The organism is Chelatococcus composti (genome assembly GCF_014201415.1).
GTDB lineage: Bacteria > Pseudomonadota > Alphaproteobacteria > Rhizobiales > Beijerinckiaceae > Chelatococcus_A > Chelatococcus_A composti.
Genome location: NZ_JACHEH010000003.1, coordinates 452,881 through 477,483, shown reverse-complemented (window position 1 = coordinate 477,483; position 24,603 = coordinate 452,881). Strand labels below are relative to the sequence as shown.

The following is a 24,603-nucleotide window of genomic DNA, read 5'->3' as shown; positions in this document are numbered from 1 at the left end:
TCCCGTCCCCTCCGCTGGCGTCGGAAACGCGGACCCGGCTGCTTCACCGGGTCCGCGTCCCGAGCACGTCCGTCGGTCGGTCTGGTTATGCGTCGTCGATGGTGCTCGTGTTGGCCTGCACGTTGCCGCCACTCACGATGTCCTGACCGAAGTCAGCGAAGTTGAAGGCGAACGCCTGGGAAATGCTGGCCCCGTTCGCATTTGTGTCGTTGTCGGCCAGCATGTTGGCCTGGCTGATGGTGTAGGTGTCGTTGCTGGCACCGAAACCGCCGAAGCCGACGTCGCTTATCGCGGACGTGTTCATCTGGCCGTTGCCACCGCTCAAGATGCTCTGGTCGATACCGGCAACGTTGCCGAAGCCGATTTGCGCCACCACGCCGACATTGGTGTTGATGTCGTTGTCAAACATGATGTTCTGCTGGCCGACCCGGAAGGTGTCGTTGCCGGCCCCCAGCCCGAGGCCCGAGCCAAGGTCGACGATGCCCGAGGCATTCGCCTGCGCGTTGCCGCCGCTGACGATGCCCTGTCCCACACCAGCAAGGTTCCCGAACCCGGCCTGCTGGATGGTCCCGACGTTCATGTTTTGATCGATGTCTTCCAGCAGGCTTTGCTGGCTGACCTCGTAGTCGTCATTGTCGTTGAACGCGCCGAAGCCGAGGCCGACGTCAGTGATGCTGGAGACGTTGGCCTGACCGTTTCCGCCGCTCGAGATGGCCTGCGTCACACCGGCAAAGTTGAAATCGCCGATCTGCGTAATGGCCGAACCGTTGGCGTTGGCGTCCATGTCGAACATGGTGTTCGACTGGCCGGTCCAGTAGGTGTCGTTGCCGGTGAACAGCCCCAAGGAAACGGCAGCGTCGCCGATGCCCGTGCTGTTGGTCTGGGTGTTGCCGCCGCTCCCGATGATCTGGCTGGCGCCGGCGAAGTTCAGACCGCCCATCTGGGTGATGTCGCCGACCTGCGTGTTCTCATCGTTGTCGGCCAGGCCGTTGTACTGGTCGACACGGAACTGGTCATTGCCGGTGAACCAGCCTGACCCCATGCCGCCGTCCTGAATGAGGGACGTGTTCGACTGGCCGTTGCCGCCACTCGTCGTTCCCTGCGTCAGGCCGCCGAAGTTGAACAGACCAGCCTGGGAGAGCGTGCCGACATTGCTGTTGCTGTCGTTGTCGACAAGCTCATTGTCCTGGTCCACGGAATAGTAGTCGTTCCCGTTGAACCAACCGTCGATGCCACTGGTGTCGGAGATTCCGGACGTGTTGAACTGCCCGTTGCCGCCGCTGCTTATACCCTGCACGGCACCGCCGAAGTTGAAGAAGCCGACCTGGCTCGCCGTTCCGACGTTCATGTTGAAGTCGTTATCGATTATACCGTTATTCTGGTCGACTCCATAGGTGTCATTGTCGTTCAGGGGCATATCGTCTCTCCCTCGTCGAATAGAAACGCAGAACTTTTCTCTATGGTCACGAGACAGGTTCGATTACACAGCGTCGACGAATGGCACCGAGGTTGCCGAAGCCCGAAGGTTTCAACCAGCCATTTTGTCGCTTCTTCTTGACCGCTCGAGTATGTCACTCCCGTGGAGGAGGAGAAGCCTATCAACTAATGCGTTTCGATTAGCAGGGACGAGGGCAGGCTCCGGCGGCCCCCCGTCGAACGGCGCACGCAAGAAGACGGTATGCGTGCGCGCGCGAGCGCTGCGCCGGAGAAGCAGGAGGGCAAGAAAAGACGAAAGACGAGGGAGGAGGGGCTACGCGGCGCCGAAGGCCTCGTTGCCGGCGGCCACGAAGCGTTCAGCCGCGCGGGCGATCTCGTCGAGGGTCATGCCGGGCTTGTAGAGGGCTGAGCCGATGCCGAAGCCGTCGGCGCCCGCCCGCGCGAACGCGCCCATGTTCTCCGGGGAGATGCCGCCGACGGGCATGATCCTGAGATCCCGGGGCAGGACGGAACGCAGCGCCTTGACCCCTGCGACGCCAACGATTTCCGCCGGGAATATCTTGACAGCCTCGGCACCAGCCCGGCGCGCCGCGAAGATCTCCGAAGGCGTCATGCAGCCTGGCAGCACGTCGAGCCCGCGCCCGAGAGCCATCGTCACCACCGCCTCATCGAAATGGGGGCTGACGACGATGCGTCCGCCCGCCTCGGCGACACCCTTCACCTCCGCCGTCGTCGTCACTGTTCCGGCACCGATCAGCGCCCGCTCGCCGAAGGCCTCCGCAAGGCGTGCGATGCTCTCAAGCGGACGGGGAGAGTTGAGCGGGACCTCGACGATGGAGAAGCCGGCATCGACCAGTACCTGGCCGACGGCGACGACTTCCTCCGGCGTCACGCCGCGCAGGATGGCGACGAGCGGGCGGATTGCCAGGGCTTCGACCAGACGCATCGCTTCCTCCGGGCAGGCGGCGGGACATGCCGATTCAGGCTCCCCCGTTTAGCGCAGAGCAGCGCCGCGGGCCACGCCCAATCGGTGCGGCTGTCGCCACCAGCTGTTCACGACACCTTGTCCGGAGCACTCCGCCTCGCCCCCGGTGCCGACGCCAGTGCTCTCAGCGCGTTCATGATGGCGGCCACGTCGATCGCCTCCTGCAGCAGCGCTCCCTGCACGGGGGCGAGGAAGCCGGCCGCGGCGGCAAGCATGCCGAGCCCCGAAAGGCCGATGCCGACATAGACGCTCTGCAGCGCGATGCGGCGGGAGCGCCGGGCGATGAGAAGCGCATCGGCCACCGGCTTGAGGCCGTCCACCAGCAGCACGACATTGGCCGCTTCGGCCGAGGCGCTTGCCCCGCGGGCGCCGACAGCGATGCCGACATCCGCCTCCGCCAGGGCCGGTGCGTCATTGATGCCGTCGCCGATCATCATTACCGCGCCGGCACCCTTGCGGCGCTCCTGCCGCACGATGGCCAGCTTGTCCTCGGGCGTCAGATCGCCGTGCGCCTCCGACAGCGGCAGGCCGGCAGCGACCTCGGCGACGATGTCGCTGCGGTCGCCGGAAGCAAGAATAAGGCGCGACACCCCCTCCTCACCAAGACGCGCAAGCAGGGCCGCAGCATCTGGCCGGAGGAGATCGGCGAGCAGAAGCACCGCCCGCAGGCGCCCGTCCACCGCCACGGCGACCGCCGTCATGCGGCCATCGATGCCTTCGATCCAGGGCAGGGCCCCGCCGAGATGCTCGCCGACATAGGACAGGCTGCCGACGGCGACCATCCGGCCCTCAACCCGGCCGGAGAGTCCCCTGCCCGCGGTCTCGCGGACATCATGCGGCGCGGACAGGGCGAGCCCGCGCTCCTCCGCGGCCTCGATCAGCGCCTCGGCAACCACATGGGCCGACGCCTGGTCGAGCGAGGCGGCGAGCCGCAGCGCCTCGTCGGCATCGCCCTCCCCGTCCGTGCTGGCGAAAACGCGCACGTCGACAAGGCGGGCGCGGCCGAACGTCAGCGTCCCCGTCTTGTCGAGAACGGCCGTGCGCGCCTGCGACAGCGCCTCGAGCGCCCCTCCGCCCTTGATGAGCACGCCGTGCCGCGCCGCCTGCGACAACCCGGCCACCAGCGCGACAGGCACGGCGAGGATGAGCGGGCAGGGCGTTGCCACGACGAGAACGGCGAGTGCCCGCACCGGATCGCCGCTGAGAAACCAGGCAGCGCCGGCGAGCAGCACGGTGGCGGCGAGGAAGGCGATGGCATAGCGGTCGGCGAGGCGCGTCATCGGCGCCTTGGCCTTCTGCGCCTCCTCGACGAGGCGGACGATGCCGGCATAGGTGCTGGCAGCCGCCGGCCTCAGCACGAGCAGGTCGAAGGCCGCGCCGATGTTGGTTGTGCCGCTCAGGGCCTCGCGTCCCGGCGACAGGTGCACCGGCACGGATTCCCCCGTGATGGCGGACTGGTCAATGGTCGCCGCCTCGTCGATCACCCGGCCGTCCACGGGCAGCACATCGCCCTGGCGGATGAGGAGACGCTCGCCGGGCCGGACGTCTGATAGCGGCACTTCGACAACGCGCCCCTCCCCGTCGTAGCGCAGGGCGCTGCGCGGCACGCGCGACAGCAGCGCCCGCATCTCCCGCCGGGCCCTCCCCTCGGCATAGAACTCGAGATACTGGCCGCCGGCATACATCAGTGCCACGACGGCGCCTGCAAGCGTCTCGCCCAGTGCGAGCGCGCCCGACATGGACAGGGCCGCGACGATGTCGAGCCCGACGTCGCCGCGCCGCAGGCTGGTGACGATCTCGGCCACGAGGGCGCCGAGAACCGGCACCGTCGCCGCCGCCCAGACATAGGGCGCCGCATCGCCGTGGCCCAGGAAGCGGAGCACGAACCCGCCCGCGAGCCCGAGCACTGCGACGAGCACGAGAAACGGACGCAGTCTGGCAATGTTCTCGGACAAAGCAGGGGCCCAGCACTGCCGCAAGGCGCGGCAGCACCACTATGCAGAGCAGCGCGGCGAGGACAAGCGCGCCCTAGCCTTCCAGCTCCTCACGCAACATTTCGAGCTCCAGCCAGCGCTCCTCCGCGGCGGAAAGCTCGCCCTGCACCTCGGCGAGCCTGGCGCTCACGCGCGCGAAGCCTTCCGGATCGCGGGCGTAGAACGTTTCATCGGAGAGCTTTGCCGCCAGCTCGGCCACCGCCTTCTCGAGCTCCGCAATGCGCGCGGGCAGGGTTTCGAGCGCGTGCCTGTCCTTGAAGCTCAGCTTCCGGCGAGGGGCCGGCGCGGCCGGCTTCTCGGCCGCGGGCTTCGGCGCCTTCTGGGCCTTGGCCTTCTCCACCGTGCGCGCGCCGACGCCGCTGCCGCGCTGGGCCACCATGTCGCTGTAGCCGCCGGCATATTCGACGAAGCGCCCCTGCCCTTCCGCCATCAGGACTGATGTCGCCACCCGGTCGAGGAAATCGCGGTCGTGGCTGACGAGGAGGACCGTGCCGGCATAATCGGCCAGCATCTCCTGTAGCAGGTCGAGCGTTTCGAGGTCGAGGTCGTTGGTCGGCTCGTCGAGCACGAGCAGGTTGGACGGGCTGGCGAGGGCCTTGGCCAGGAGCAGCCGTGCCCGCTCGCCGCCGGAGAGCACCTTGACCGGCGTGCGCGCCTGCTCCGGCGAAAAGAGGAAGTCCTTCATGTAGCTGACGACATGGCGGGACTGGCCGTTCACCACGACAGTGTCACCGGCGCCGTCGGTCAGCACATCCGTCAGGCTCGCCTCGGGGTCGAGGGCCGAGCGCGTCTGGTCGAGCCGCGCCATGACAACGTTGGACCCCAGCCGCACCGTGCCGGTATCGGGCGCGAGGCGGCCCGTCAGCATCTCCACGAGCGTCGTCTTGCCGGCGCCGTTGGCGCCGACAATGGCGACCCGCTCGCCCCGCAGGATGCGGATGGAGAAATCGTCGACGATGCGGCGCTCGCCGTAGGACTTGCTGATGTGCCTGGCCTCAATGACGAGTGTGCCCGACAGGTCTGCCTCGCTCACCGTCATGTCGACGTTGCCGAGCACCCGGCGCTGCTCGCGCCGCTCCCGGCGCATGGCGCCCAGCTCGGCGAGGCGCCGCTGGTTGCGCTTGCGGCGGGCGGTGACGCCGTAGCGCAGCCAGTCGAGCTCCATGGCGATCTTGCGGTCGAGCTTGTGGCGCTCGCGCTCCTCCTGCTCCAGGATTTCGTCGCGCCAGGCCTCGAAGGCGGCGAAGCCCTTATCGAGCCGGCGTGTGACGCCGCGGTCGAGCCAGACGGTGGCGCGCGACAGGCTTTCGAGGAAACGGCGGTCGTGGCTGATGAGCACGAGCGCCGAGCGCATGGCCTTGAGCTCGCTCTCCAGCCATTCGATGGCTGGCAGGTCGAGGTGGTTGGTCGGCTCGTCGAGAAGCAGGATGTCCGGCTCGGGCGCCAGCACGCGCGCCAGCGCAGCGCGGCGGGCCTCCCCGCCCGAGAGGTTGGCCGGCGCCTCCTCGCCCGTGAGGCCGAGCTGCTCGAGGAGATAGCGTGCCCGATAGGCGTCGTCCCCCGGCGCGAGCCCCGCCTCCACGTAGGCGAGTGTCGTGGGAAAGGCCGACAGGTCCGGCTCCTGCGGCAGATAGCGGATCGTCGCCGTGGGCTGGACAAAGCGCTCGCCCCGGTCCTGCTCCACCAGACCGGCGGCGATCTTGAGCAGCGTCGACTTGCCCGAGCCGTTGCGGCCCACGAGGCAGAGCCGCTCCCCCTCTCCGACGCTGAGCTCGGCGCCCGTCAGGAGCGGCGTGCCGCCGAAGGTCAGGTGGATGTCGGTCAGTTGCAGGAGGGGCGGAGCCATGATCCTCGGATGCTTTTCACGCGTGAGCCGTCACCCGCCATCTAGCGCAGGCGAACGCCGCTGCCAAATGCCGAATCAGCCGGCCCACTCGCGGAAGAAGGCGTCGATGGTGGCGGCCGCAGTATCGAGATGGCCGAGGAGAACGGCCACGGCCCGCTCCACGTTGCGCTCGCGCGCCGCCGCCAGCATTGCGCGGTGATCATCCTGGGCCATGTGCTCCTGCCCCTTGGCGGCAAGGTGAAAGCGCACGTAGCGGTCCGCGGCGGCGAGCTGCTGCTCGGTGAGCGCCAGCAGCCTCGGGCGCCCGGCACGCGCATAGAGCGACATATGGAAGCGCCGGTTGAGCTCGCCCATGCGGCCCGGCTCCTGCTCGGAGTCAAGTTCCACAATCAGTTCCTCGGCGCGAGCGAAGTCCTGCGCGTCGAGATGCGGTATGGAGAGCGTGAACGCCACGGGCTCGAGCGCCCGGCGGATGGCATAGTTGTCGGCCGCATCCTCGGCCGAGATGTCGGTGACGACCGCACCCTTGTGCGGCACGAAGTCGATAAGCGCCTGTGCCTCGAGCTGCCGCAGCGCCTCGCGCACCGGCATGCGGCTCACGTTGAAGAGCCGCGCCAGCTCCTCCTGCCGAAGGGGCGTGCCACCGGGCAGCCGCCCGCTCAGGATCCCCCGGCGCAGGGTCGCCTCCACGAACTCGGTCGCGGTGCGGTAGCGCGGCGGGGCATCGGACACGAGGGCCGCCACTGCCTCGCTTCCGTCAGCCATGCCGGGGCGCCGTGCATCATCCATCGGCATGCATCCAATATCTACTTGTCGATTGGATCCAATTTAGCAATACTCCCGGCCGCATTTCAACCGGCAAGCCCGTCGCACTGCCATGCGCTCCGAAACCACCACCGCCGCCGGGGACGGCGCCGCCCCCGCCCATTCCGTCGCCGGCGCCTCCGCACCTGCGAGCGGCCCCGCCGCCCAGCCCATCTTCGCCGGCTTTCTCGCGGCGGTCGTGGGCTTTGCCTCGTCCTTCGCCATCGTGCTGCAGGGGCTCACCGCTGCCGGGGCAACGCCCGCGCAGGCTGCCTCCGGCCTCCTCGCCCTCTGCGTCATCAAGGGGCTCCTCGGGGCCTTCCTGTCCCTGCGCTCGCGCATGCCGATCAGCATCGCCTGGTCCACGCCGGGCGCGGCGCTGCTCGTCGCAACGGGCGCGGTCGAAGGCGGCTATGCCGCGGCAACCGGCGCCTTCACAGTCGCCGCCGGGCTCGTCGTGGTCGCCGGCCTGTGGCGCACCTTCGGCCGCGCCGTCGCTGCCATTCCCGTCTCGCTCGCCAGCGCCATGCTGGCTGGCGTGCTGATGGACCTGTGCCTCGCACCGGTGCGCGCCGTCGGCACCATGCCTCTGCTCGCCCTGCCCATCGTGCTGGCCTGGGCGGTGACCATGCGCGTCGCCCGGCTCTATGCCGTGCCGGTGGCGGTGGTCGTCACCGCTCTCATCGTCGTATTCGCCACGTCGATCCCCGACGGCGCGCTGGCCGATATCTGGCCGCGGCCCCTGTTCGTGATGCCCGTCTTCACGTTCGATGCGCTGGTCGGCATTGCGCTGCCGCTCTTCATCGTCACCATGGCGTCGCAGAACATCCCTGGCCTGGCCGTGCTGCGTACCAACGGCTACCAGCCGGACGTGAAGCCCATCTTCGTGTCCACCGGCCTCGCGAGCGGCATCATCGCCCTCTTCGGCGGTCACCTCGTCAACCTCGCCGCCATAACGGCCGCCCTGTGCGCCGGGCCCGAGGCCCATGCCGATCCGCGCCGGCGCTACATCGCGGCGACGGTCGCCGGCGGCACCTATGTGCTGCTCGGCCTCGGCGCAGGCTTTGCCGCGGCCTTCATCGCCGCCTCGCCGCCGCTGCTCATCGAGGCGGTGGCGGGCCTTGCCCTGCTCGCGAGCCTTGCCGGTGCGCTCGTCGCTGCCCTCTCCGGCGAGAAGGAGCGCCTGTCCGCCGTCGCGACCTTCGTCACCGCGGCCTCGGGCACCTCCTTTCTCGGCATCGGCGCTGCGTTCTGGGCGCTCGTCGTCGGCGGCGTCCTGATGATGCTGATGCGGGCGCACCGCTGAACGCAGGTCGGCTCCTGAAAAGAATCGGTTAGACTCCCGCAGGAAGAAGCGGCACACGCACGGGAGGAAGACGCATGCGATCGATGCTGCTCGGGGCCGCGCTCGCCGCCACACTGGCCAGCCCCGCCGCCGCCTCGTTCCAGTCCTGCGTCGCCGGGCTGAAGCAGGAGGCCGCCCGGCAGGGCGTCAGCCGGGCCATTCTCGACCGGGCGCTCGACATTTCCGCCCCCGACGAGAAGGTGCTGCGCCTCTCCACGGTGCAGCCGGAGTTCAAGACGCCGATCTGGGACTATCTCGCCTTCCTCGTCGATGACGAGCGGGTGGCCGAGGGGCGCGCCATGATGCGCCGCTACGACAGCATCCTGCGCGCTGCCGAGCGGCAGTTCGGTGTCAACCGCTTCGTCATCGCGGCCGTCTGGGGGGTAGAAACCGACTTCGGACAGGAGACGGGCAGCTACTTCCTGCCGCATGCGCTCGCCACGCTCGCCTGCGCCGGCAATCGGCGCACCAGCTTCTGGAAGGGCGAGCTGATGGCGGCGCTCAGGCTCGTCCAGCGCGGCGACCTCTCGCTCGACAAGCTCCACGGCTCGTGGGCCGGCGCCTTCGGCCAGACGCAGTTCATCCCCTCCACCTACCAGCGCCTCGCGGTCGATTTCGACGGCGACGGGCGCCGCGACCTCGTCAGTTCCGTGGCCGATGCGCTCGCCTCCACGGCCAACTACCTGAAGCGAGCGGGCTGGCGCACCGGCGAATCCTGGATGTTCGAGGTGCGCGTGCCGCCGGGCTATAAGGGCCCCACCGGCCGTCGCAACAAGGCTCCACTCTCCACCTGGGCGCAGCGCGGCATCACGCGCGCCGACGGCAAGCCACTCTCCGGCGAGGCCCAGGCCGGCCTCCTGCTGCCAGCTGGGCCGGACGGCCCGGGCTTCCTCGTCTTCCGCAACTTCGACGCCATCTATTCCTACAATCAGGCGGAATCCTACGCCCTCGCCATCTCCCACCTGGCCGACCGTTTGGCCGGCTACCCGCCGCTGCGCACGCCCTGGCCGACGGACGACCCCGGCCTGTCGCGCGCCCAGCGTCTGCAGCTGCAGAAGCTCCTCATCGCACGCGGCTACAACATCGGCGAGGCAGACGGAAAGATCGGCCCGGCGACGCGCGAGGCGATCGCCGATGCGGAGCGGCGCCTCGGCCTGCCTGCGACGGGCCGCGCCGGCACCAGGATCTACCGGGCCCTTGGTGGGCGCTGACGGTCGGCAGGTGCGAGGAAAGCATCACGGCAAGTCTCCCCCGTCGATGCCGATGACCTGTCCGCTCACGTAGGAACTCTCGTCGCTCGCCAGGAAGACCACGACAGCGGCCACTTCTTCGGGCGAGCCGGCACGCTGCATGGGATAGGGCGCGACGAGCTCCTCGGCCGTCACCTCCCAGTCGCGGCGGACACGCTCCAGCATCGGGCTCTCGATGGGGCCCGGCGCGATGGCGTTGATGCGCACATCGCGCCCGTACTCCTGCGCGGCGGCGCGCGACATGTGGATGACGGCGGCCTTGGAGGCGCCGTAGGCGACGATGTTCGAAAAGGCGTGCCGCCCGCCGATGGAGGCCATGTTGATCATGGATCCCTTCGCGCGCACGAGATGCGGCAGCTCGAACTTCATCGAGAGAAAGACGCCACGCAGGTTGGTGGCGATCCGGTCGTCGAAGCCGGCGATTTCCGTTTCGGAGATCGGTGCCGGTGGCAGATCGATGCCGGCATTGTTGAAGGCGATATCGAGCCGGCCGAAGCGCGCCACTGTATCGGCGACAAACTGCTCCATCTGGTCTGCAGCGCGCACGTCGGACTTTAGATAGACGACCTCGCCGCCCCGCTCGAGGACACGCTGCTCGACCGCCCGGCCGAGCTCTTCTCGCCGGCCATTGAAGGCGACCCTCGCGCCCTCTGCCGCGAGCGCCTCGACCGTCGCCGCGCCGATGCCGGAGGTGCCACCGGTGACAATCGCCACCTTGCCCGCCAGCCTGCCGGCAGCCCCCTGCGCGCGGGCGCTCCCGACGACGCCGGTGCCAGCCAAGGCTCCTGCGGCCAGCATGGCGCCGAGCATGTTCCGCCGCGGCACACCACCCGTTCCTGTTCCAGACTGAACGTCCATGCTTCTCTCCCTCATTTGCGGGACAGAAGGCTAATGACGCAGATTACTCTGAAAAATCGTGTCTCTCTTTGTGAACCTTTAAGCACAGCTTTATAGTGGAAGCATGCCCGGAACATCGACCGACCCTTTCGCGGGCCTCGCCGCCTTCCTGGCCGTTGCCGAAACCGGCAGCTTCACAGCCGCAGCCGCGCGACTCGGCGTCTCACCCGCCGCAGTCAGCCAGACGGTGAAGGCGCTGGAGAACAGGCTCGGCACGCCGCTCTTCCTGCGCACCACCCGGCGGGTCGGCCTCACGGAGGCGGGGGCGGCACTGCTCATCCGCGCCCGGCCCGCCGCGGCCGAGATCCTGCAGGCCCTCGAAACCGCGGGCGAGATGGGCGAGGAACCAGCCGGCGTGCTGCGGCTCACCGTGCCACGAATGGCCGTGCCGCTCGTTATCGAGCCGGTCATCCCGGTGCTTCGGCGTGCACACCCCAAGGTGGCAGTCGAGATCTCGGTCGAGGATGCGGCGATGGACCTGCCGGCCCACGGTTACGACGCGGGCATCCGCATCGGCGAGATGGTGGAGCGCGACATGGTGGCGGTGCGCCTGACGCGGGACATCGTCTGGTCGGTGGTGGCGAGCCCGGCCTATCTCGCGGCCCGCGGCACCCCACAGCAGCCGGAAGACCTGACGCAGCACGATGCCATCCGCTACCGTTTCCCCACCTCCGGCGCCATCTACCGATGGGAGTTCGAGCGCGACGGCCGGACACTGACGGTCGACCCCCCTGGCAGCCTCGTCGTCAACGACGGTGCCCTGCTCATCTCCTTCGCCCTGGCCGGGCTCGGCCTCGCCTATGTCGCTGACATCGCGGCCGAGGAAGAGATCGAGGCGGATCGGCTGCGGCCGGTGCTGCAGCCTTTCCTGCCGCGCAGCCCGGGCCTCTTCCTCTATTTTCCGCGCCGGGCCAGCATTCAGCCCAAGCTGCGCGCGTTCATCGACGTTATGCGCACCGTGTTGCGAGCGGCCTGAGGGGCCCGCCCCTACAGCTGCACCTTTGCATTGTCGCCCAGCGCGGGCTTCGCATCGGTCACTGCTGCGGCCAACATCTTGATGTAGCTCACGACCGTGCCGGGGCTGTCCCAGTACTGGGCATCCTTCGGCCGCACCGTCAGGAGGCGGATCGACGGATCGTCCGGACCGTCCCACCAGGCCTTGGCCGGTGCTGACCACAGCTCGTGGATTTTGCCACGGTCGTTGGAAACGGACGCCATGCCCGTCAGCGAGACATAGGTCTGCGCATCCGTATCGGCGAAGGCGAGGCCCACGTTCGGGTTGCGCTCGATCTCCTCGTCCTTCCAGCTGTCTGCATCGGTGAGGAAATGGATCACCCGCCCATCCCGGTCGGGATAGGCGGCCATGGGTCGCGAGCGGATGTCCTCGCCATCGCGCGTGGCGAGCATGCAGAAACCGATCTTCTCCACGAGATCCCATACGCGTTGCGCGTCGTCAGCCATCGTTCAACTCCTTCCTGCGATGACGGACGAACCGGCCAAGGCGGGCGGGAGTTCCCTCGGGGAACGATCAGGGCCGCTGCGGGATCGCGAGGCCGCGCTGCACGGCGGGGCGCGCGAGGCCCTGCTCCAGCCAGGCGGGCACGCGCTTCAGCTCGCCGAAGCGCACGAGATCGCCCGCCTCGTAGAAGCCGATGAGGTTGCGCACCCAGCCCAGCATGGAAATGTCGGCGACGGTGTATTCCTCGCCCATGATCCAGCTGCGGCCGTCGAGCCGCTTCTCGAGCACGCCGAGCAGGCGCCGCGCTTCATTGACGTAGCGCTCCAGCGGCCGCTTGTCGGCGATCTCGCGGCCGGCGAACTTGTGGAAGTAGCCGACCTGCCCGAACATCGGCCCGATGGCGGCCATCTGGAAGAAGACCCACTGGACAGTTTCCCAGCGCCGGGCCGGATCCCGCGGCAGCAGCTGCCCCGTCTTCTCGGCGAGGTAAAGGAGAATGGCACCAGATTCGAACAGTCCAAGCGGCGCCCCGCCGGGCCCGTCCGGGTCGATGATCGCCGGGATCTTGCCGTTGGGATTGAGGGAGAGGAACTCCGCCGTCCACGTCTCGTCGGCGCCGATGTCGACGTAATGCGGCTCATAGGCAAGCCCGGTCTCCTCCAGCATGATGGACACCTTCACGCCGTTCGGCGTCGGCGCGGAATAGAGCTGCAGGCGCTCGGGATGGGCGGCCGGCCAGCGTTTCGTGATCGGGAAGGCGGACAGATCCGTCATCGCGAACTCCTTCGGCAGCGACATGAGCCGACAATCCTAGCCCGCGGGCCACGGGCCACAAACCCCGCCGCAGCCATGAGGCGCGGTTGCCGCTCCCATGCACCACCGGGAATTGCCGGCCGGCCCGGCAGGCGTTATCCGCAGGAGTGCAACCGCCATTTCCGCGAGCGCAGGGTGAGCCATGACGCCGACGACGAGCGCTGCACCGATCGAAGCCCGTCGGCCGGCCGGCACAGATCCCTGTCGGGGGCTGTGCGCGTGACGGGCACGGTCGCAATCGCGCTCATCCCCATCGCCCTCATGATTGCGCTGGGCTACGGGCTGCGCCGTTCCGGCTTCATTGCCGAGGCGTTCTGGCCGCAGGCCGAGAGGCTCTGCTACTTCGTCCTGCTGCCGGCGCTCTTCCTCAACGGCCTTGCGACGGCGGACCTCGGTGCCCTGCCCGTGCGCGACATGGCGCTCGTGCTCGTCGTCGCCACCGCCGTGGTGGCGCTCACCGTCCTTCTCGCCCGCCCCCTGCTGAGCGTGGACGGCGCGGCCTTCACCTCGATCTTCCAGGGCAGCATCCGCTTCAACAACTACATCGGGCTGAGCCTCGCGGCCGGCATCTTCGGGCCGCCGGGCATCGCGCTCGCTGCCGTGTGCAACGCGGCGCTCGTGCCCACGGTCAATCTGCTGTGCATCCTCGTCTTCGCGCGTTTCGCCACGGCGCGGGTCGCAGCCCTCGGCGTCCTGCGGCTGATTGTCACGAACCCGCTCGTCGTCGCCTGCCTCGGCGGCATCCTTCTGCAAGGGCTCGGTCTGCGCCCGCCGGAGTGGCTCGGGCCTGCGCTGCGCGCCCTCGGCGCGGCCTCTATGCCGCTTGGCCTCCTGTGCGTCGGCGCGGCGCTCGACTTCGGCGCGGCTCGCTCCTGGGTGAAGCCCGTCGCCGCCTCCTCCGTGGCCAAATTCCTCGTGATGCCAGTGGCTACGCTGCTCGTCGCACGGCTCGCCGGCCTCGGGGCGCCGGCCGCCACCGTCGTCCTGTTGTTCCAGGCCCTGCCGACCGCCTCCTCGTCCTACATCCTCGCCCGGCAACTCGGCGGCGATGCTCCCTTGATGGCCGGAATCACGGCCACGCAGACAGTGCTGGCGGCCTTCACCATCCCCGCCGCGCTCGCCTTGGCCGCGTTCATCCCATGACCGGCGACAGGACTTCCGATCACATTTGGTAAGGGAACGATTCCAGAAGGGGGATCGGACCCTATATTATTCTCCTGTTGAGTCGGCAACCGATCGTTCCGGAGGTGTGATGTGACAGCCCGAAGGTGACTGCTAGGGCCCCGCCGGTGCCCGTTCCCCAGGGAACAGTGGGTGCGCAAGATCGTTCGCCCCCGAGAGCAGGAGCCGATGGCCATCCCGTCGCAATCGACCGGGCCTGCCGCGGGAGAGCACTATGCAAAGGAGAGAGTCCGACGTCTTCGATCTGTTTTCGGAGATATACAAGAGTACGGCGCAGGAGGAGATGAGTCTGCAGGACTATCTTCTGGCCTGCCGCGATGACAAGAGCATGTACGCCACCGCTCAGGAGCGGATGGTGGAAGCAATCGGAGAACCGACGCTCGTCGATACGAGTGCCGACGAACGCCTCGGCCGGATATTCTCCAACCGCACCATCAAGATCTATCCGACTTTCGCCGACTTCTACGGCATGGAAGACACGATCGAGCGGATCGTGGGCTACTTCCGCTACGCTGCCCAGGGGCTCGAGGAACGCAAGCAGATCCTCTACCTGCTCGGCCCCGTCGGCGGCGGCAAGTCCTCCCTGGCCGAGCGCCTGAAGAAGCTGATGGAGCAGCGCCCCATCTACACGCTCGCCATCAATGGCCAGATCAGCCCCATCTTCGAGTCTCCGCTTGGCCTCTTCCATCCCGAGCGCATGGCCGATCTGCTGGAGGACAAGTACGGCATCGCCAGGAGGCGCCTCACTGGCCTCATCTCGCCCTGGGCGACGAAGCGGCTCGACGAGGTCGGCGGCGACATCTCCAAGTTCAGCGTCGTCAGGCTGATGCCCTCCCGCCTGCGGCAGATCGCCATTGCCAAGACCGAGCCGGGTGACGAAAACAACCAGGACGTCTCCTCGCTCGTCGGCAAGGTCGACATCCGCCAGCTCGAGAACTACAGCCAGTCGGACCCCGACGCCTATTCCTACAGCGGTGGCCTCAACCGCACGACGCAAGGCCTGCTCGAGTTCGTCGAGATGTTCAAGGCACCCATCAAGGTGCTGCACCCGCTGCTGACCGCGACCCAGGAGGGCAACTACAACGGGACGGAGAACTTCGGCGCCTTCCCCTATCAGGGCATCGTGCTCGCCCACTCCAACGAGTCGGAATGGCAGCAGTTCAAGAACAACAAGAACAACGAAGCGTTTCTCGACCGCATCCTCGTCGTCAAGGTACCCTACTGCCTCAGGGTGACGGAGGAGCGGAAGATCTACGAGAAGCTGCTGCGGGAAAGCGCGCTCGCCAACGCGCCCTGCGCGCCGGAGGTGCTGGAGATCCTGAGCCGCTTCACCGTCTCGACACGCCTCGTGGAGCACGAGAACTCGCCGCTCTACACCAAGATGCGCGTCTACGACGGCGAGAACCTGAAGGACCTCGACCCCAAGGCCAAGCCCGTCCAGGAATATCGCGACGCGGCGGGCGTCGACGAGGGCATGACAGGCGTCAGCACCCGCTTTGCCTTCAAGGTGCTGTCGGAGACCTTCAACTATGACACGAAGGAGGTGGCGGCCGACCCCGTGCACCTCATGTACATTCTCGAGCAGGCCATCAAGCGCGAGCAGTTCCCGAAGGAGACCGAGGCGGCCTATCTCGACTTCATCAAGACCGAGCTTGCCACGCGCTATGCCGAGTTCATCGGCCACGAGATCCAGAAGGCCTATCTCGAATCCTACAGCGAGTACGGCCAGAACCTCTTCGACCGCTACATCGCCTATGCTGATGCCTGGCTCGAGAACCAGGACTTCAAGGACCCCGACACGGGCCAGATTCTCAACCGCGAGATTCTGGATAGCGAGCTGTCGCAGATCGAGAAGCCGGCGGGCATCGCCAACCCGAAGGACTTTCGCAACGAGGTGGTGAAGTTCACGCTGCGCGCCAGGGCGCGGAACCACGGGCGCAACCCGTCGTGGACGAGCTACGAGAAGCTGCGCGAGGTCATCGAGAAGCGCATGTTCGCCCAGGTGGAGGACCTGCTGCCCGTCATCAGCTTCGGCTCCAAGAAGGACAGTGCCACCGAGAAGCAGCACGACGAATTCGTGCAGCGCATGATCGAGCGCGGCTACACCCGCCGGCAGGTCAGGCGGCTGGTGGACTGGTACATGCGCGTCAACAAGGCCGGATGAGGCGCCAATGGGGAAGGTCAGCGAATGCCGAACTTCATCGATCGTCGCCTCAACCCGAAGGACAAGAGCCTCGGGAACCGGCGGCGCTTCATGCGGCGCGCCCACGAGGAGCTGAAGCGCGTCGTCAAGGAGCGCATCAGGTCGGGCAGGATCGCCGATATCGACGCCGAGCAGGGCGTGCCCATGCCCGCGCGCGGCACCGACGAGCCTACGTTCCAGCCCTCCCGCTCCAGCGGACAGCGGCAATACATCCTGCCGGGAAACAAGGAGTTCACGCCGGGTGACCGCATCGCGAAGCCCGGCGGAGGAGCTGGCGGAGCCGGCTCGCGCGCCGGCCGCGGCGTTGCGGAAGACGAGTTCCAGTTCGTTCTCTCGCGCGAGGAGGTGCTCGACCTCTTCTTCGAGGACCTGGAGCTGCCCGACATGATCAAGCTCTCCCTGAAGGAGACCGTGTCCTACAAGCCGCGGCGGGCAGGCTTTGCGACGAGCGGCGCACCAACCAACATCAACGTCGGCCGCACCATGCGCAACAGCTTTGGCCGGCGCATCGCCCTGCACCGGCCGCGCCGGTCAGAGATCGAGGCGATCACGCGGGAGATCGAAACGCTCGAGGCGGCCCCTCCCTCGCCCGGCACCGGAAAGCGGCTGGAGGAGCTGCGCGGGGAGCTGGAGCGGCTGGAGCGCCGGCGCCGGCGCATCCCCTACGTCGACCCCGTCGACATCCGCTACAACCGCTTCGAGCCGCAGCCACTGCCCAACGCCAATGCGGTGATGTTCTGCCTCATGGACGTGTCGAGTTCCATGGGCGAGCGGGAGAAGGACCTCGCCAAGCGCTTCTTCGTCCTGCTGCACCTCTTCCTCAAGCGCCGCTACGACCGCATCGACATCGTCTTCATCCGGCACACGGACGAGGCGCGGGAGGTGGACGAGGACACCTTCTTCTATTCCACCCAGAGCGGCGGCACCGTCGTGTCCACCGCCCTCGAGGAGATGCTGCGCATCATCGAGGAACGCTACCCCGCGCGGGACTGGAACATCTATGCCGCCCAGGCGTCGGACGGCGACAACATCGCCGGCGATTCCGAGCGCTGCGCCGGCCTGCTCAACGGGCGGCTGATGCACCTTTGCCAGTACTACGCCTATGTCGAGATCATCGACGAGCGGGAGACGGAGATCTTTGGCGCGACCGACAACGGCACATCGCTGTGGCGGGCATACCGGACGGTGAACGAGGCCTGGCCCAACTTCCAGATGACGCGGATCGCCCGGCCGGCCGACATCTACCCGGTCTTCCGCAAGCTCTTCTCCCGCCAGCCCACGACACAGCAGCGCAAGTAAACGGGGATCGGGATGACGAAACAGCCAGCCTCACCGCTCCTCTTTTCCGGTTCCGACTGGAACTTCGCCACCCTCGCGCGCGCCTACGAAGCCATCGAGGCCATCGCCCTCGAGGAGCTAAAGCTGAACGTCTATCCCAACCAGATCGAGATCATCTCGTCCGAGCAGATGCTCGACGCCTATTCCTCGGTCGGCATGCCGCTGATGTACCAGCACTGGTCCTTCGGCAAGCGCTTCGTCTTCGAGGAGCATCTCTACCGCAAGGGCCTGCGCGGCCTCGCCTACGAGCTCGTCATCAACTCCAACCCCTGCATCAGCTACCTGATGGAGGAGAACACCATGGCCATCCAGGCCCTGGTGACGGCGCACGCGGCCTTCGGCCACAACCACTTCTTCAAGAACAACTATCTGTTCAGGCAGTGGACCGACGCCAACGCCATCCTCGGCTACATGGAATTCGCCAAGAAATACGTGGCGAAATGCGAGGAGCGCTACGGCACCGCCGCCGTGGAGGAAATCCTCGATTCCGCCCACGCCATCATGGACCAGGGCGTGTTCCGCTACCGTCGCCCGCCGCGCCTCTCGACGGAGAAGGAGCGCGAGCGCGCCCGCGAGCGGCTGGAATACGAGGAGCAGACCTACAACGACCTGTGGCGGACCCTGCCCACACCGATGGGCAGCGCTGACGGGGAAAGCATCTCGAAGGCCGAACGCGAAGTGAGGGAGCGCAAGAAGACCCTCAACCTGCCGGAGGAGAACCTTCTCTATTTCCTCGAGAAGAACAGCCTCGTCCTGGAGCCATGGCAGCGGGAGATCCTGCGCATCGTGCGCGTCATCGCCCAGTATTTCTATCCGCAACGGCAGACGAAGGTGATGAACGAGGGCTGCGCGACCTTCGTCCATTACTATATCATGAATCGCCTCTACGATCAGGGAAAGATCGATGAAGGGACGATGCTGGAGATCCTGCAGAGCCACACCAATGTCGTCTTCCAGCCCGACTTCGACGACCCGCGCTTCTCCGGCATCAACCCCTATGCCCTGGGCTTTGCTTTGATGCAGGACATCGAGCGCATCGCGACGGATCCGACACCCGAGGATCGAGACTGGTTTCCCGATCTCGCCGGCAGCGGCAACTGGCTCGACACGCTGCTCGACGCCTGGGCCAACCATCGGGATGAATCTTTCATCCTGCAGTATCTGAGCCCGATGCTGATCCGGAAATTCCGACTGTTCGTCCTGTCGGACAAGGCGGGCGACAACTTCTGCGAGGTGGCCTCCATCCACAACGAGCGCGGCTACGAAGCCATCCGCGCCGCGCTCGCACGCAGCTACGAGACCGGTGCCAACCTGCCCGACATCCAGGTGGTGGACGTCGATCTTCTGGGCAACCGGCACCTCAGGCTCGCCCACTACATCAAGAACGGCATCCTGCTCGACGAGGAGAGCCGGGACGCCACGCTGCGCCACGTGCGCCGCCTGTGGGGCTACGACGTCAGTCTCGCCGGCATTGATGCCACGACCGGCGAGACCCGCTACGAGCGCTCGACGACGCAGATGGCCGAATAGCCCGCGCCGCTCAGGCCGCTTGCAGCCGCTCCGGCATCGCCTTCCCTCCCAGAGGGGATCGGGCCTGACGGCTGCCCGTGCGTCTTCGGATGCTCGCAGGGTGGAATTTGCAGCTGATCCGGCGGATGATCAGTTCCGGCGTCGCTCGTTGCATTCGCTTCGCCTGACGCGCTGCGTGGCCAGAGAAGTCCTGATCGCGTCCCGTGACGGTTGCGTGCCCGTAGCCCGGCAACACAGGGGCTTTCACGATGGACGACTTTCCCCCTCTCAGCCTGCACGTCCCCGAGCCGGAGGTGCGCCCCGGCGGCACGCCGGACTTCTCCAACGTGCCGATCCCCAGGGCCGGCTCCGTGCCCCGGCCACCGGTGGACGTCGACCCGCGCGACATCCGCGACCTCGCCTTCTCCATCATCCGCGTCCTGAACCGGGAGGGCGAGGCGGTCGGCCCCTGGAGCGGCCTGCTCTGCGACGAGGAGCTGCTGGAGGGGCTGCGGCACATGATGACGCTGCGTGCCTTCGACGCCCGCATGCTGATGGCCCAGCGGCAGGGCAAGACGTCCTTCTACATGCAGCACATGGGCGAGGAAGCGGTGAGCTGCGCCTTCCGCAAGGCGCTGGAGCCCGGCGACATGAACTTCCCGACCTATCGGCAGGCCGGCCTCCTCATCGCGGGCGGCTACCCGATGGTCGACATGATGAACCAGATCTTCTCCAACGAGGCCGATCCGCTGAAGGGCCGGCAGCTGCCCATCATGTATTCCTCGAAGGAGCACGGCTTCTTCTCCATCTCCGGCAATCTCGGCACGCAGTTCGTGCAGGCCGTCGGCTGGGCCATGGCCTCTGCCATCAGTAACGACACGCGGATCGCGGCGGGGTGGATCGGCGACGGCTCGACGGCGGAAAGCGACTTCCACGCCGCCCTCGTCTTCGCCTCGACCTACCGGGCGCCGGTCGTGCTCAACATCGTCAACAACCAGTGGGCGATCTCCACCTTCCAGGGCATCGCGCGCGGCGGCTCCGGCACCTTCGCCGCGCGCGGCCTCGGCTTCGGCATCCCGGCGCTCAGGGTGGACGGCAACGACTATCTCGCTGTCTATGCCGTGGCGCGCTGGGCGGTCGAGCGGGCCCGTCGCAACCTGGGCCCCACCCTCATCGAATACGTCACCTACAGGGTCGGCGCCCACTCCACCTCCGACGATCCCTCGGCCTATCGGCCCAAGGATGAATCCGAGGCCTGGCCGCTCGGCGATCCCGTCATCCGCCTCAAGAACCACCTCGTGCGGCGCGGCGCCTGGAGCGAGGAACGGCACAGGCAGGCGGAAGCGGAGGTGATGGACAGCGTCATCGCGGCCCAGAAGGAGGCCGAGAAGCACGGTACGCTGCACTCCGGCGGCAAGCCCTCGGTGCGCGACATGTTCGAGGGCGTCTATGCCGAGATGCCGCCGCATCTCAGGCGCCAGCGCCATCAGGCCGGAGTCTGAGCCATGCCGCGCATGACCATGATCGAGGCCATCCGCTCGGCCATCGACATAGCGATGGAGCGGGACAGGCGGGTTGTCGTGTTCGGCGAGGATGTCGGCTATTTCGGCGGCGTCTTCCGCTGCACGGCCGGGCTGCAGCAGAAGTACGGCAGGACGCGCTGCTTCGACACGCCCATCAGCGAGCTTGGCATCGTCGGCACCGCCATCGGCATGGCGGCCTACGGGTTGAAGCCGTGTGTGGAGGTGCAGTTCGCGGACTACGTCTACCCGGCCTACGACCAGATCGTCTCGGAGGCGGCCCGCATCCGCTACCGCTCCAACGGCCAGTTCACCTGCCCCATCGTCATCCGCATGCCCTCGGGCGGGGGCATCTTCGGCGGCCAGACCCACAGCCAGAGCCCCGAGGCGCTGTTCACGCACGTCTGCGGCCTCAAGGTGGTTGTGCCGTCGAACCCGCGTGATGCCAAGGGGCTGCTGATCGCTGCCATCGACGATCCGGACCCGGTGATCTTCTTCGAGCCCAAGCGGCTCTACAACGGGCCGTTCGACGGCCACCACGAGCGACCGGTGACGCCCTGGTCGCGGCACCCGCTGGGCGAGGTCGACGCCGGCCATTTCACCGTGCCGCTCGGCAAGGCCGAGGTGCGCCGAAAGGGCGACAGCGTCACCGTCCTCGCCTACGGCACGATGGTCTACGTGGCCGAGGCCGCCGCAGAGGAGACGGGCATCGACGCCGAGATCATCGATCTCAGAACGCTCCTGCCGCTCGATCTCGACTGCATCGTGGAGTCGGTGCGCAAGACGGGGCGCTGCGTCGTCGTGCACGAGGCGACGCTGACCTCCGGCTTCGGCGCGGAACTCGCCGCCCTCGTGCAGGAACATTGCTTCTACCACCTCGAGGCGCCGGTCGGCCGCGTCACCGGCTGGGACACGCCCTACCCCCACGCGCAGGAGTGGGACTACTTCCCCGGTCCCGCCCGCGTCGGCGAGGCGCTGGTGCGAGCCATGGAGGCCTGAATGGGCGAGCGCATCGTCAAGCTGCCCGACGTCGGCGAGGGCATCGCGGAGGCGGAACTTGTCGAATGGCACGTGAAGGTCGGTGATCTCGTGCGCGAGGATACGGTCCTCGCCGCGGTGATGACCGACAAGGCGACCGTGGAGATCCCCTCGCCCGTCGATGGCGAGGTTGCCTGGATCGGCGCGGAGGTGGGCGACAAGGTGGCCGTCGGTGCGCCGCTCGTCCGGCTCAGGACCGCCGGCGGCGACACTGACGCGCCCGCACCGGAAGCTAAGGAGGAGAAGGACGAGACCGGGCCCGCCGCCGACGAGGCGCCGCCACCGGCCGCACCAGCGGCGGCCACGGCCGAGCCGAAGCCACAACCACAACGCGCGCCCGCACCGCGCGCGCCCGCCATCGGGGCAGCGCCGCGGCCGCCGGGGGAGAAGCCGCTCGCCTCGCCCGCCGTTCGCCACCGGGCCCGCGAGGCCGGCATCGACCTGCGCCAGGTGTCGGGCACGGGCCCCGCTGGCCGCATCACGCACGAGGATATTGACGCCTTCCTGCGCCAGGGCCCCGGAGCAGCGCCACGGCCGGGGCTCGCGCCGGACGACACGGTCGAGGAGATCAAGGTCATCGGCCTGCGCCGGCGCATCGCGGAGCGGATGGAGCAGGCCCACACCCGCATCGTGCCCATCACCTATGTGGAAGAGGTGGACGTGACCGCGCTCGAGGAGCTGAGAACGAGGCTCAACGCCGACAAGCGCATAGACCGCCCGCGCCTGACGCTGCTGCCCTTCCTCATGCGCGCCATGGTCACGGCCATCCGCGAGCAGCCGATGATCAACGCCCACTACGACGACGAGGCCGGCGTCGTGCGCCGCTTCGGCGGCGTCCACATCGGCATAGCGACACAGACCGACGCCGGCCTTCTCGTGCCTGTCGTCCGGCACGTCGAAACGCTGGACATCTGGGACTGCGCGGCCGCTGTCGCCCGCCTCTCGGAGGCGGCGCGCAATGGCACGGCAACACGCGAGGAGCTGACCGGCTCGACGATCACCGTCACCTCCCTCGGCGCGCTTGGCGGCATAGCCTCGACGCCGGTGATCAACCGGCCAGAGGTCGCCATCGTCGGCGTCAACCGGATGGCGGTGCGGCCGCTGTGGGACGGCAGGGAGTTCGTGCCGCGCCAGGTGATGAACCTGTCGTCCTCGTTCGATCACCGCATCGTCGATGGCTGGAATGCCGCCGTCTTCGTGCAGCGCATCAAGGCCCTGCTGGAGACGCCGGCCCTGATCTTCATGGAAGGCTGAGACGATGAACGAGACCGTTTGCTCTCTGCTCGTGATCGGGGCCGGCCCCGGCGGCTATGTCTGCGCCATCCGCGCCGGCCAGCTCGGCCTCGATACGGTGATCGTGGAACGCACGAGGTTCGGCGGCACCTGCCTGAATGTCGGCTGCATCCCGTCCAAGGCACTGATCCACGCTGCCGAGGAGTTCGAGAAGGCCGTGCACTGGGCGAGCGGCCATGGCTCCCTTGGCATCTCGGTCTGCGCGCCGACACTCGACCTCGCCCGGACCATCGCGTGGAAGGACCACATCGTCGGCCGCCTCAACAACGGCGTCGCCAGCCTTCTCAAGAGGGCGCGCGTGAAGTCGCTGCACGGGCGGGCGCGCTTCCGGGATGGCAAGACCGTGACCGTCGAGACCGAGACGGGCGTGCAGCTCGTCCGCGCGCAGGCGATCGTCATCGCCACCGGCTCGGAGCCCGCACCGCTGCCGGACCTGCCCTTCGGCGGCCCCGTGATCTCGTCCACGGAGGCGCTGGCGCTGACGAGACTGCCGGGGACGCTTGCCGTGATCGGCGGCGGCTACATTGGCCTCGAGCTTGGCACGGCCTTCGCCAAGCTCGGCTCCGCCGTCACGGTGGTTGAGGCCGAGTCCCGCATCCTGCCGCTCTACGACGCGGAGCTGACGCGGCCCGTCGCCAGGCGCCTGAAGGACATCGGCGTCACCGTATTGACACAGGCCAGGGCACGCGGCCTGTCCGGCAAGGGCAACGCGCTCGTCGTCGAGACCGCCGGCGGCGAGAAGCGCATCCCGGCGGAGAAAGTTCTGGTGGCGGTCGGCCGCCGCCCCGTCACCGACGGCTGGGGCCTCGAGGAACTCGATCTCGACATGGCCGGCCCCTTCCTGCGCATCGACGAGCAGTGCCGCACCTCGATGCGCGGCGTCTATGCCATCGGCGACGTGACCGGCGAGCCCATGCTGGCGCACCGCGCCATGGCGCAGGGCGCGATGGTGGCCGAGATCCTGGCGGGCAACCGGCGCAGCTGGGATGTCCGCGCCATCCCCGCCGTCTGCTTCACCGATCCCGAAATCGTCTCCGTCGGCCTCTCGCCCGACGAGGCACGCGCCGGCGGCCGGGAGATCAAGATCGGCCTGTTCCCCTTCAGCGCCAACGGCCGCGCCATGACGCGCCTTGCCGAGGACGGCTTCGTGCGCGTCGTCGCGCGAGCCGACAACAACCTGGTGCTCGGCACCCAGGCGGTCGGCCAGGGCGTCTCGGAGCTCTCGGCCGCCTTCGGCCTCGCCATCGAGATGGGCGCGCGGCTGGAGGACGTGGCTGCCACCATCCACGCCCACGACGCAGGGCGAGGCCTTTCAGGAAGCGGCCCTCAAGGCCCTCGGCCACGCGCTGCACGCCTAGCTGGCAGGTTCGGCGCAGCTCCCACGCCCGAAGCAGCGGAGGATCTGGACTTTACGAGGATGCGCAGCGCGGGATGATAGGTTCAACGAACCAGCGAGAAATCCGTATCGGAAACAGAGAAGTGTTTATCTTCAAAGACTTAGATGGTGGGCCAGGCAGGACTCGAACCTGCAACCAGACCGTTATGAGCGGCCGGCTCTAACCATTGAGCTACTGGCCCATCAAGGACTTAGGAGCGGTCGCTGCGCCCGCGGCACGGATGTCGCACGCAAGCGGCGGCCGGAGGGCTTCCATGGCACAGGCGGCGGGCGCTGACAATACCGCCCGCCGCT

General features: G+C 67.8%; 18 protein-coding genes, 1 tRNA gene and 1 pseudogene. 11 read left to right on the top strand and 9 right to left on the bottom strand.

Annotated features, from left to right (window positions below; translation table 11 throughout):
• Positions 1-85: 85 nt before the first annotated feature.
• The 5 genes from HNQ73_RS08460 to HNQ73_RS08440 form a co-directional block, all read right to left on the bottom strand.
• Positions 86-1,417 carry a hypothetical protein gene (locus tag HNQ73_RS08460; protein WP_183334166.1) on the bottom strand — a complete coding sequence of 444 codons (1,332 nt, stop codon included), beginning with the start codon at positions 1,415-1,417 and terminating at the stop codon, positions 86-88.
• A gap of 333 nt (positions 1,418-1,750) precedes the next feature.
• Complete coding sequence (locus HNQ73_RS08455) at positions 1,751-2,383, bottom strand: 2-dehydro-3-deoxy-6-phosphogalactonate aldolase (protein WP_183334164.1); 633 nt, start codon at positions 2,381-2,383, stop codon at positions 1,751-1,753.
• A 107-nt stretch (positions 2,384-2,490) separates the two neighbouring features.
• Positions 2,491-4,377 carry a heavy metal translocating P-type ATPase gene (locus tag HNQ73_RS08450; RefSeq protein ID WP_183334162.1) on the bottom strand — a complete coding sequence of 629 codons (1,887 nt, stop codon included), beginning with the start codon at positions 4,375-4,377 and terminating at the stop codon, positions 2,491-2,493.
• A gap of 73 nt (positions 4,378-4,450) precedes the next feature.
• Positions 4,451-6,262, bottom strand: a complete 1,812-nt coding sequence (locus HNQ73_RS08445; RefSeq protein ID WP_183334160.1) for an ABC-F family ATP-binding cassette domain-containing protein — start codon at positions 6,260-6,262, stop codon at positions 4,451-4,453.
• 75 nt (positions 6,263-6,337) lie between these two features.
• Positions 6,338-7,027, bottom strand: a complete 690-nt coding sequence (locus HNQ73_RS08440; RefSeq protein ID WP_183334158.1) for a GntR family transcriptional regulator — start codon at positions 7,025-7,027, stop codon at positions 6,338-6,340.
• Positions 7,028-7,139: 112 nt separating this feature from the next.
• Here HNQ73_RS08440 and HNQ73_RS08435 point away from each other — a divergent pair, with 112 nt between their 5' ends.
• Together HNQ73_RS08435 and HNQ73_RS08430 are read left to right on the top strand one after the other, a co-directional pair.
• Positions 7,140-8,372 carry a benzoate/H(+) symporter BenE family transporter gene (locus HNQ73_RS08435; protein WP_183334156.1) on the top strand — a complete coding sequence of 411 codons (1,233 nt, stop codon included), beginning with the start codon at positions 7,140-7,142 and terminating at the stop codon, positions 8,370-8,372.
• Between the two features lie 74 nt (positions 8,373-8,446).
• Complete coding sequence (locus HNQ73_RS08430) at positions 8,447-9,622, top strand: lytic murein transglycosylase (RefSeq protein ID WP_183334153.1); 1,176 nt, start codon at positions 8,447-8,449, stop codon at positions 9,620-9,622.
• 24 nt (positions 9,623-9,646) lie between these two features.
• Here the strand turns inward: HNQ73_RS08430 and HNQ73_RS08425 are convergent, their stop codons facing one another.
• Entirely contained in the window at positions 9,647-10,519 is an 873-nt protein-coding gene (locus HNQ73_RS08425) for an SDR family NAD(P)-dependent oxidoreductase (RefSeq protein ID WP_183334151.1), read from the bottom strand.
• A gap of 103 nt (positions 10,520-10,622) precedes the next feature.
• Here HNQ73_RS08425 and HNQ73_RS08420 point away from each other — a divergent pair, with 103 nt between their 5' ends.
• Positions 10,623-11,534: a LysR family transcriptional regulator gene (locus HNQ73_RS08420; protein ID WP_183334149.1), complete on the top strand. Its 912-nt coding sequence runs from the start codon at positions 10,623-10,625 to the stop codon at positions 11,532-11,534.
• A gap of 11 nt (positions 11,535-11,545) precedes the next feature.
• On the opposite strand, the gene HNQ73_RS08415 is transcribed toward HNQ73_RS08420, so the two are convergent.
• Positions 11,546-12,019, bottom strand: a complete 474-nt coding sequence (locus tag HNQ73_RS08415) for a pyridoxamine 5'-phosphate oxidase family protein (RefSeq protein ID WP_183334147.1) — start codon at positions 12,017-12,019, stop codon at positions 11,546-11,548.
• A gap of 67 nt (positions 12,020-12,086) precedes the next feature.
• Positions 12,087-12,791: a glutathione S-transferase N-terminal domain-containing protein gene (locus HNQ73_RS08410; RefSeq protein WP_183334145.1), complete on the bottom strand. Its 705-nt coding sequence runs from the start codon at positions 12,789-12,791 to the stop codon at positions 12,087-12,089.
• A 174-nt stretch (positions 12,792-12,965) separates the two neighbouring features.
• On the opposite strand from HNQ73_RS08410, the gene HNQ73_RS08405 reads away from it, so the two are divergent.
• The 8 genes and pseudogenes from HNQ73_RS08405 (at position 12,966) to lpdA (ending at position 24,271) form a co-directional block, all read left to right on the top strand.
• Positions 12,966-13,973 (top strand): AEC family transporter, encoded by a 1,008-nt coding sequence (locus tag HNQ73_RS08405; protein ID WP_306415745.1) that lies wholly within the window; start codon positions 12,966-12,968, stop codon positions 13,971-13,973.
• 253 nt (positions 13,974-14,226) lie between these two features.
• Positions 14,227-16,176, top strand: a complete 1,950-nt coding sequence (locus HNQ73_RS08400; RefSeq protein ID WP_183334143.1) for a PrkA family serine protein kinase — start codon at positions 14,227-14,229, stop codon at positions 16,174-16,176.
• A gap of 24 nt (positions 16,177-16,200) precedes the next feature.
• Positions 16,201-17,514 carry a YeaH/YhbH family protein gene (locus tag HNQ73_RS08395; RefSeq protein ID WP_183334141.1) on the top strand — a complete coding sequence of 438 codons (1,314 nt, stop codon included), beginning with the start codon at positions 16,201-16,203 and terminating at the stop codon, positions 17,512-17,514.
• A gap of 12 nt (positions 17,515-17,526) precedes the next feature.
• Positions 17,527-19,083, top strand: coding sequence for a SpoVR family protein (locus HNQ73_RS08390; protein WP_183334139.1), 1,557 nt, complete (start codon positions 17,527-17,529; stop codon positions 19,081-19,083).
• 248 nt (positions 19,084-19,331) lie between these two features.
• Entirely contained in the window at positions 19,332-20,564 is a 1,233-nt protein-coding gene (locus tag HNQ73_RS08385; RefSeq protein WP_183334137.1) for a 3-methyl-2-oxobutanoate dehydrogenase (2-methylpropanoyl-transferring) subunit alpha, read from the top strand.
• A 3-nt stretch (positions 20,565-20,567) separates the two neighbouring features.
• Positions 20,568-21,581 (top strand): alpha-ketoacid dehydrogenase subunit beta, encoded by a 1,014-nt coding sequence (locus HNQ73_RS08380; RefSeq protein WP_183334135.1) that lies wholly within the window; start codon positions 20,568-20,570, stop codon positions 21,579-21,581.
• The gene (locus tag HNQ73_RS08375) at positions 21,582-22,874 is read left to right on the top strand and encodes a dihydrolipoamide acetyltransferase family protein (protein WP_183334134.1); all 1,293 of its coding nucleotides are present in this window, start codon (positions 21,582-21,584) and stop codon (positions 22,872-22,874) included.
• 4 nt (positions 22,875-22,878) lie between these two features.
• Positions 22,879-24,271 (top strand): annotated as a pseudogene (lpdA, locus tag HNQ73_RS08370) (dihydrolipoyl dehydrogenase).
• A 144-nt stretch (positions 24,272-24,415) separates the two neighbouring features.
• Here the strand turns inward: lpdA and HNQ73_RS08365 are convergent.
• Positions 24,416-24,491, bottom strand: a tRNA-Ile gene (locus tag HNQ73_RS08365).
• Between the last annotated feature and the right edge of the window lie 112 nt (positions 24,492-24,603).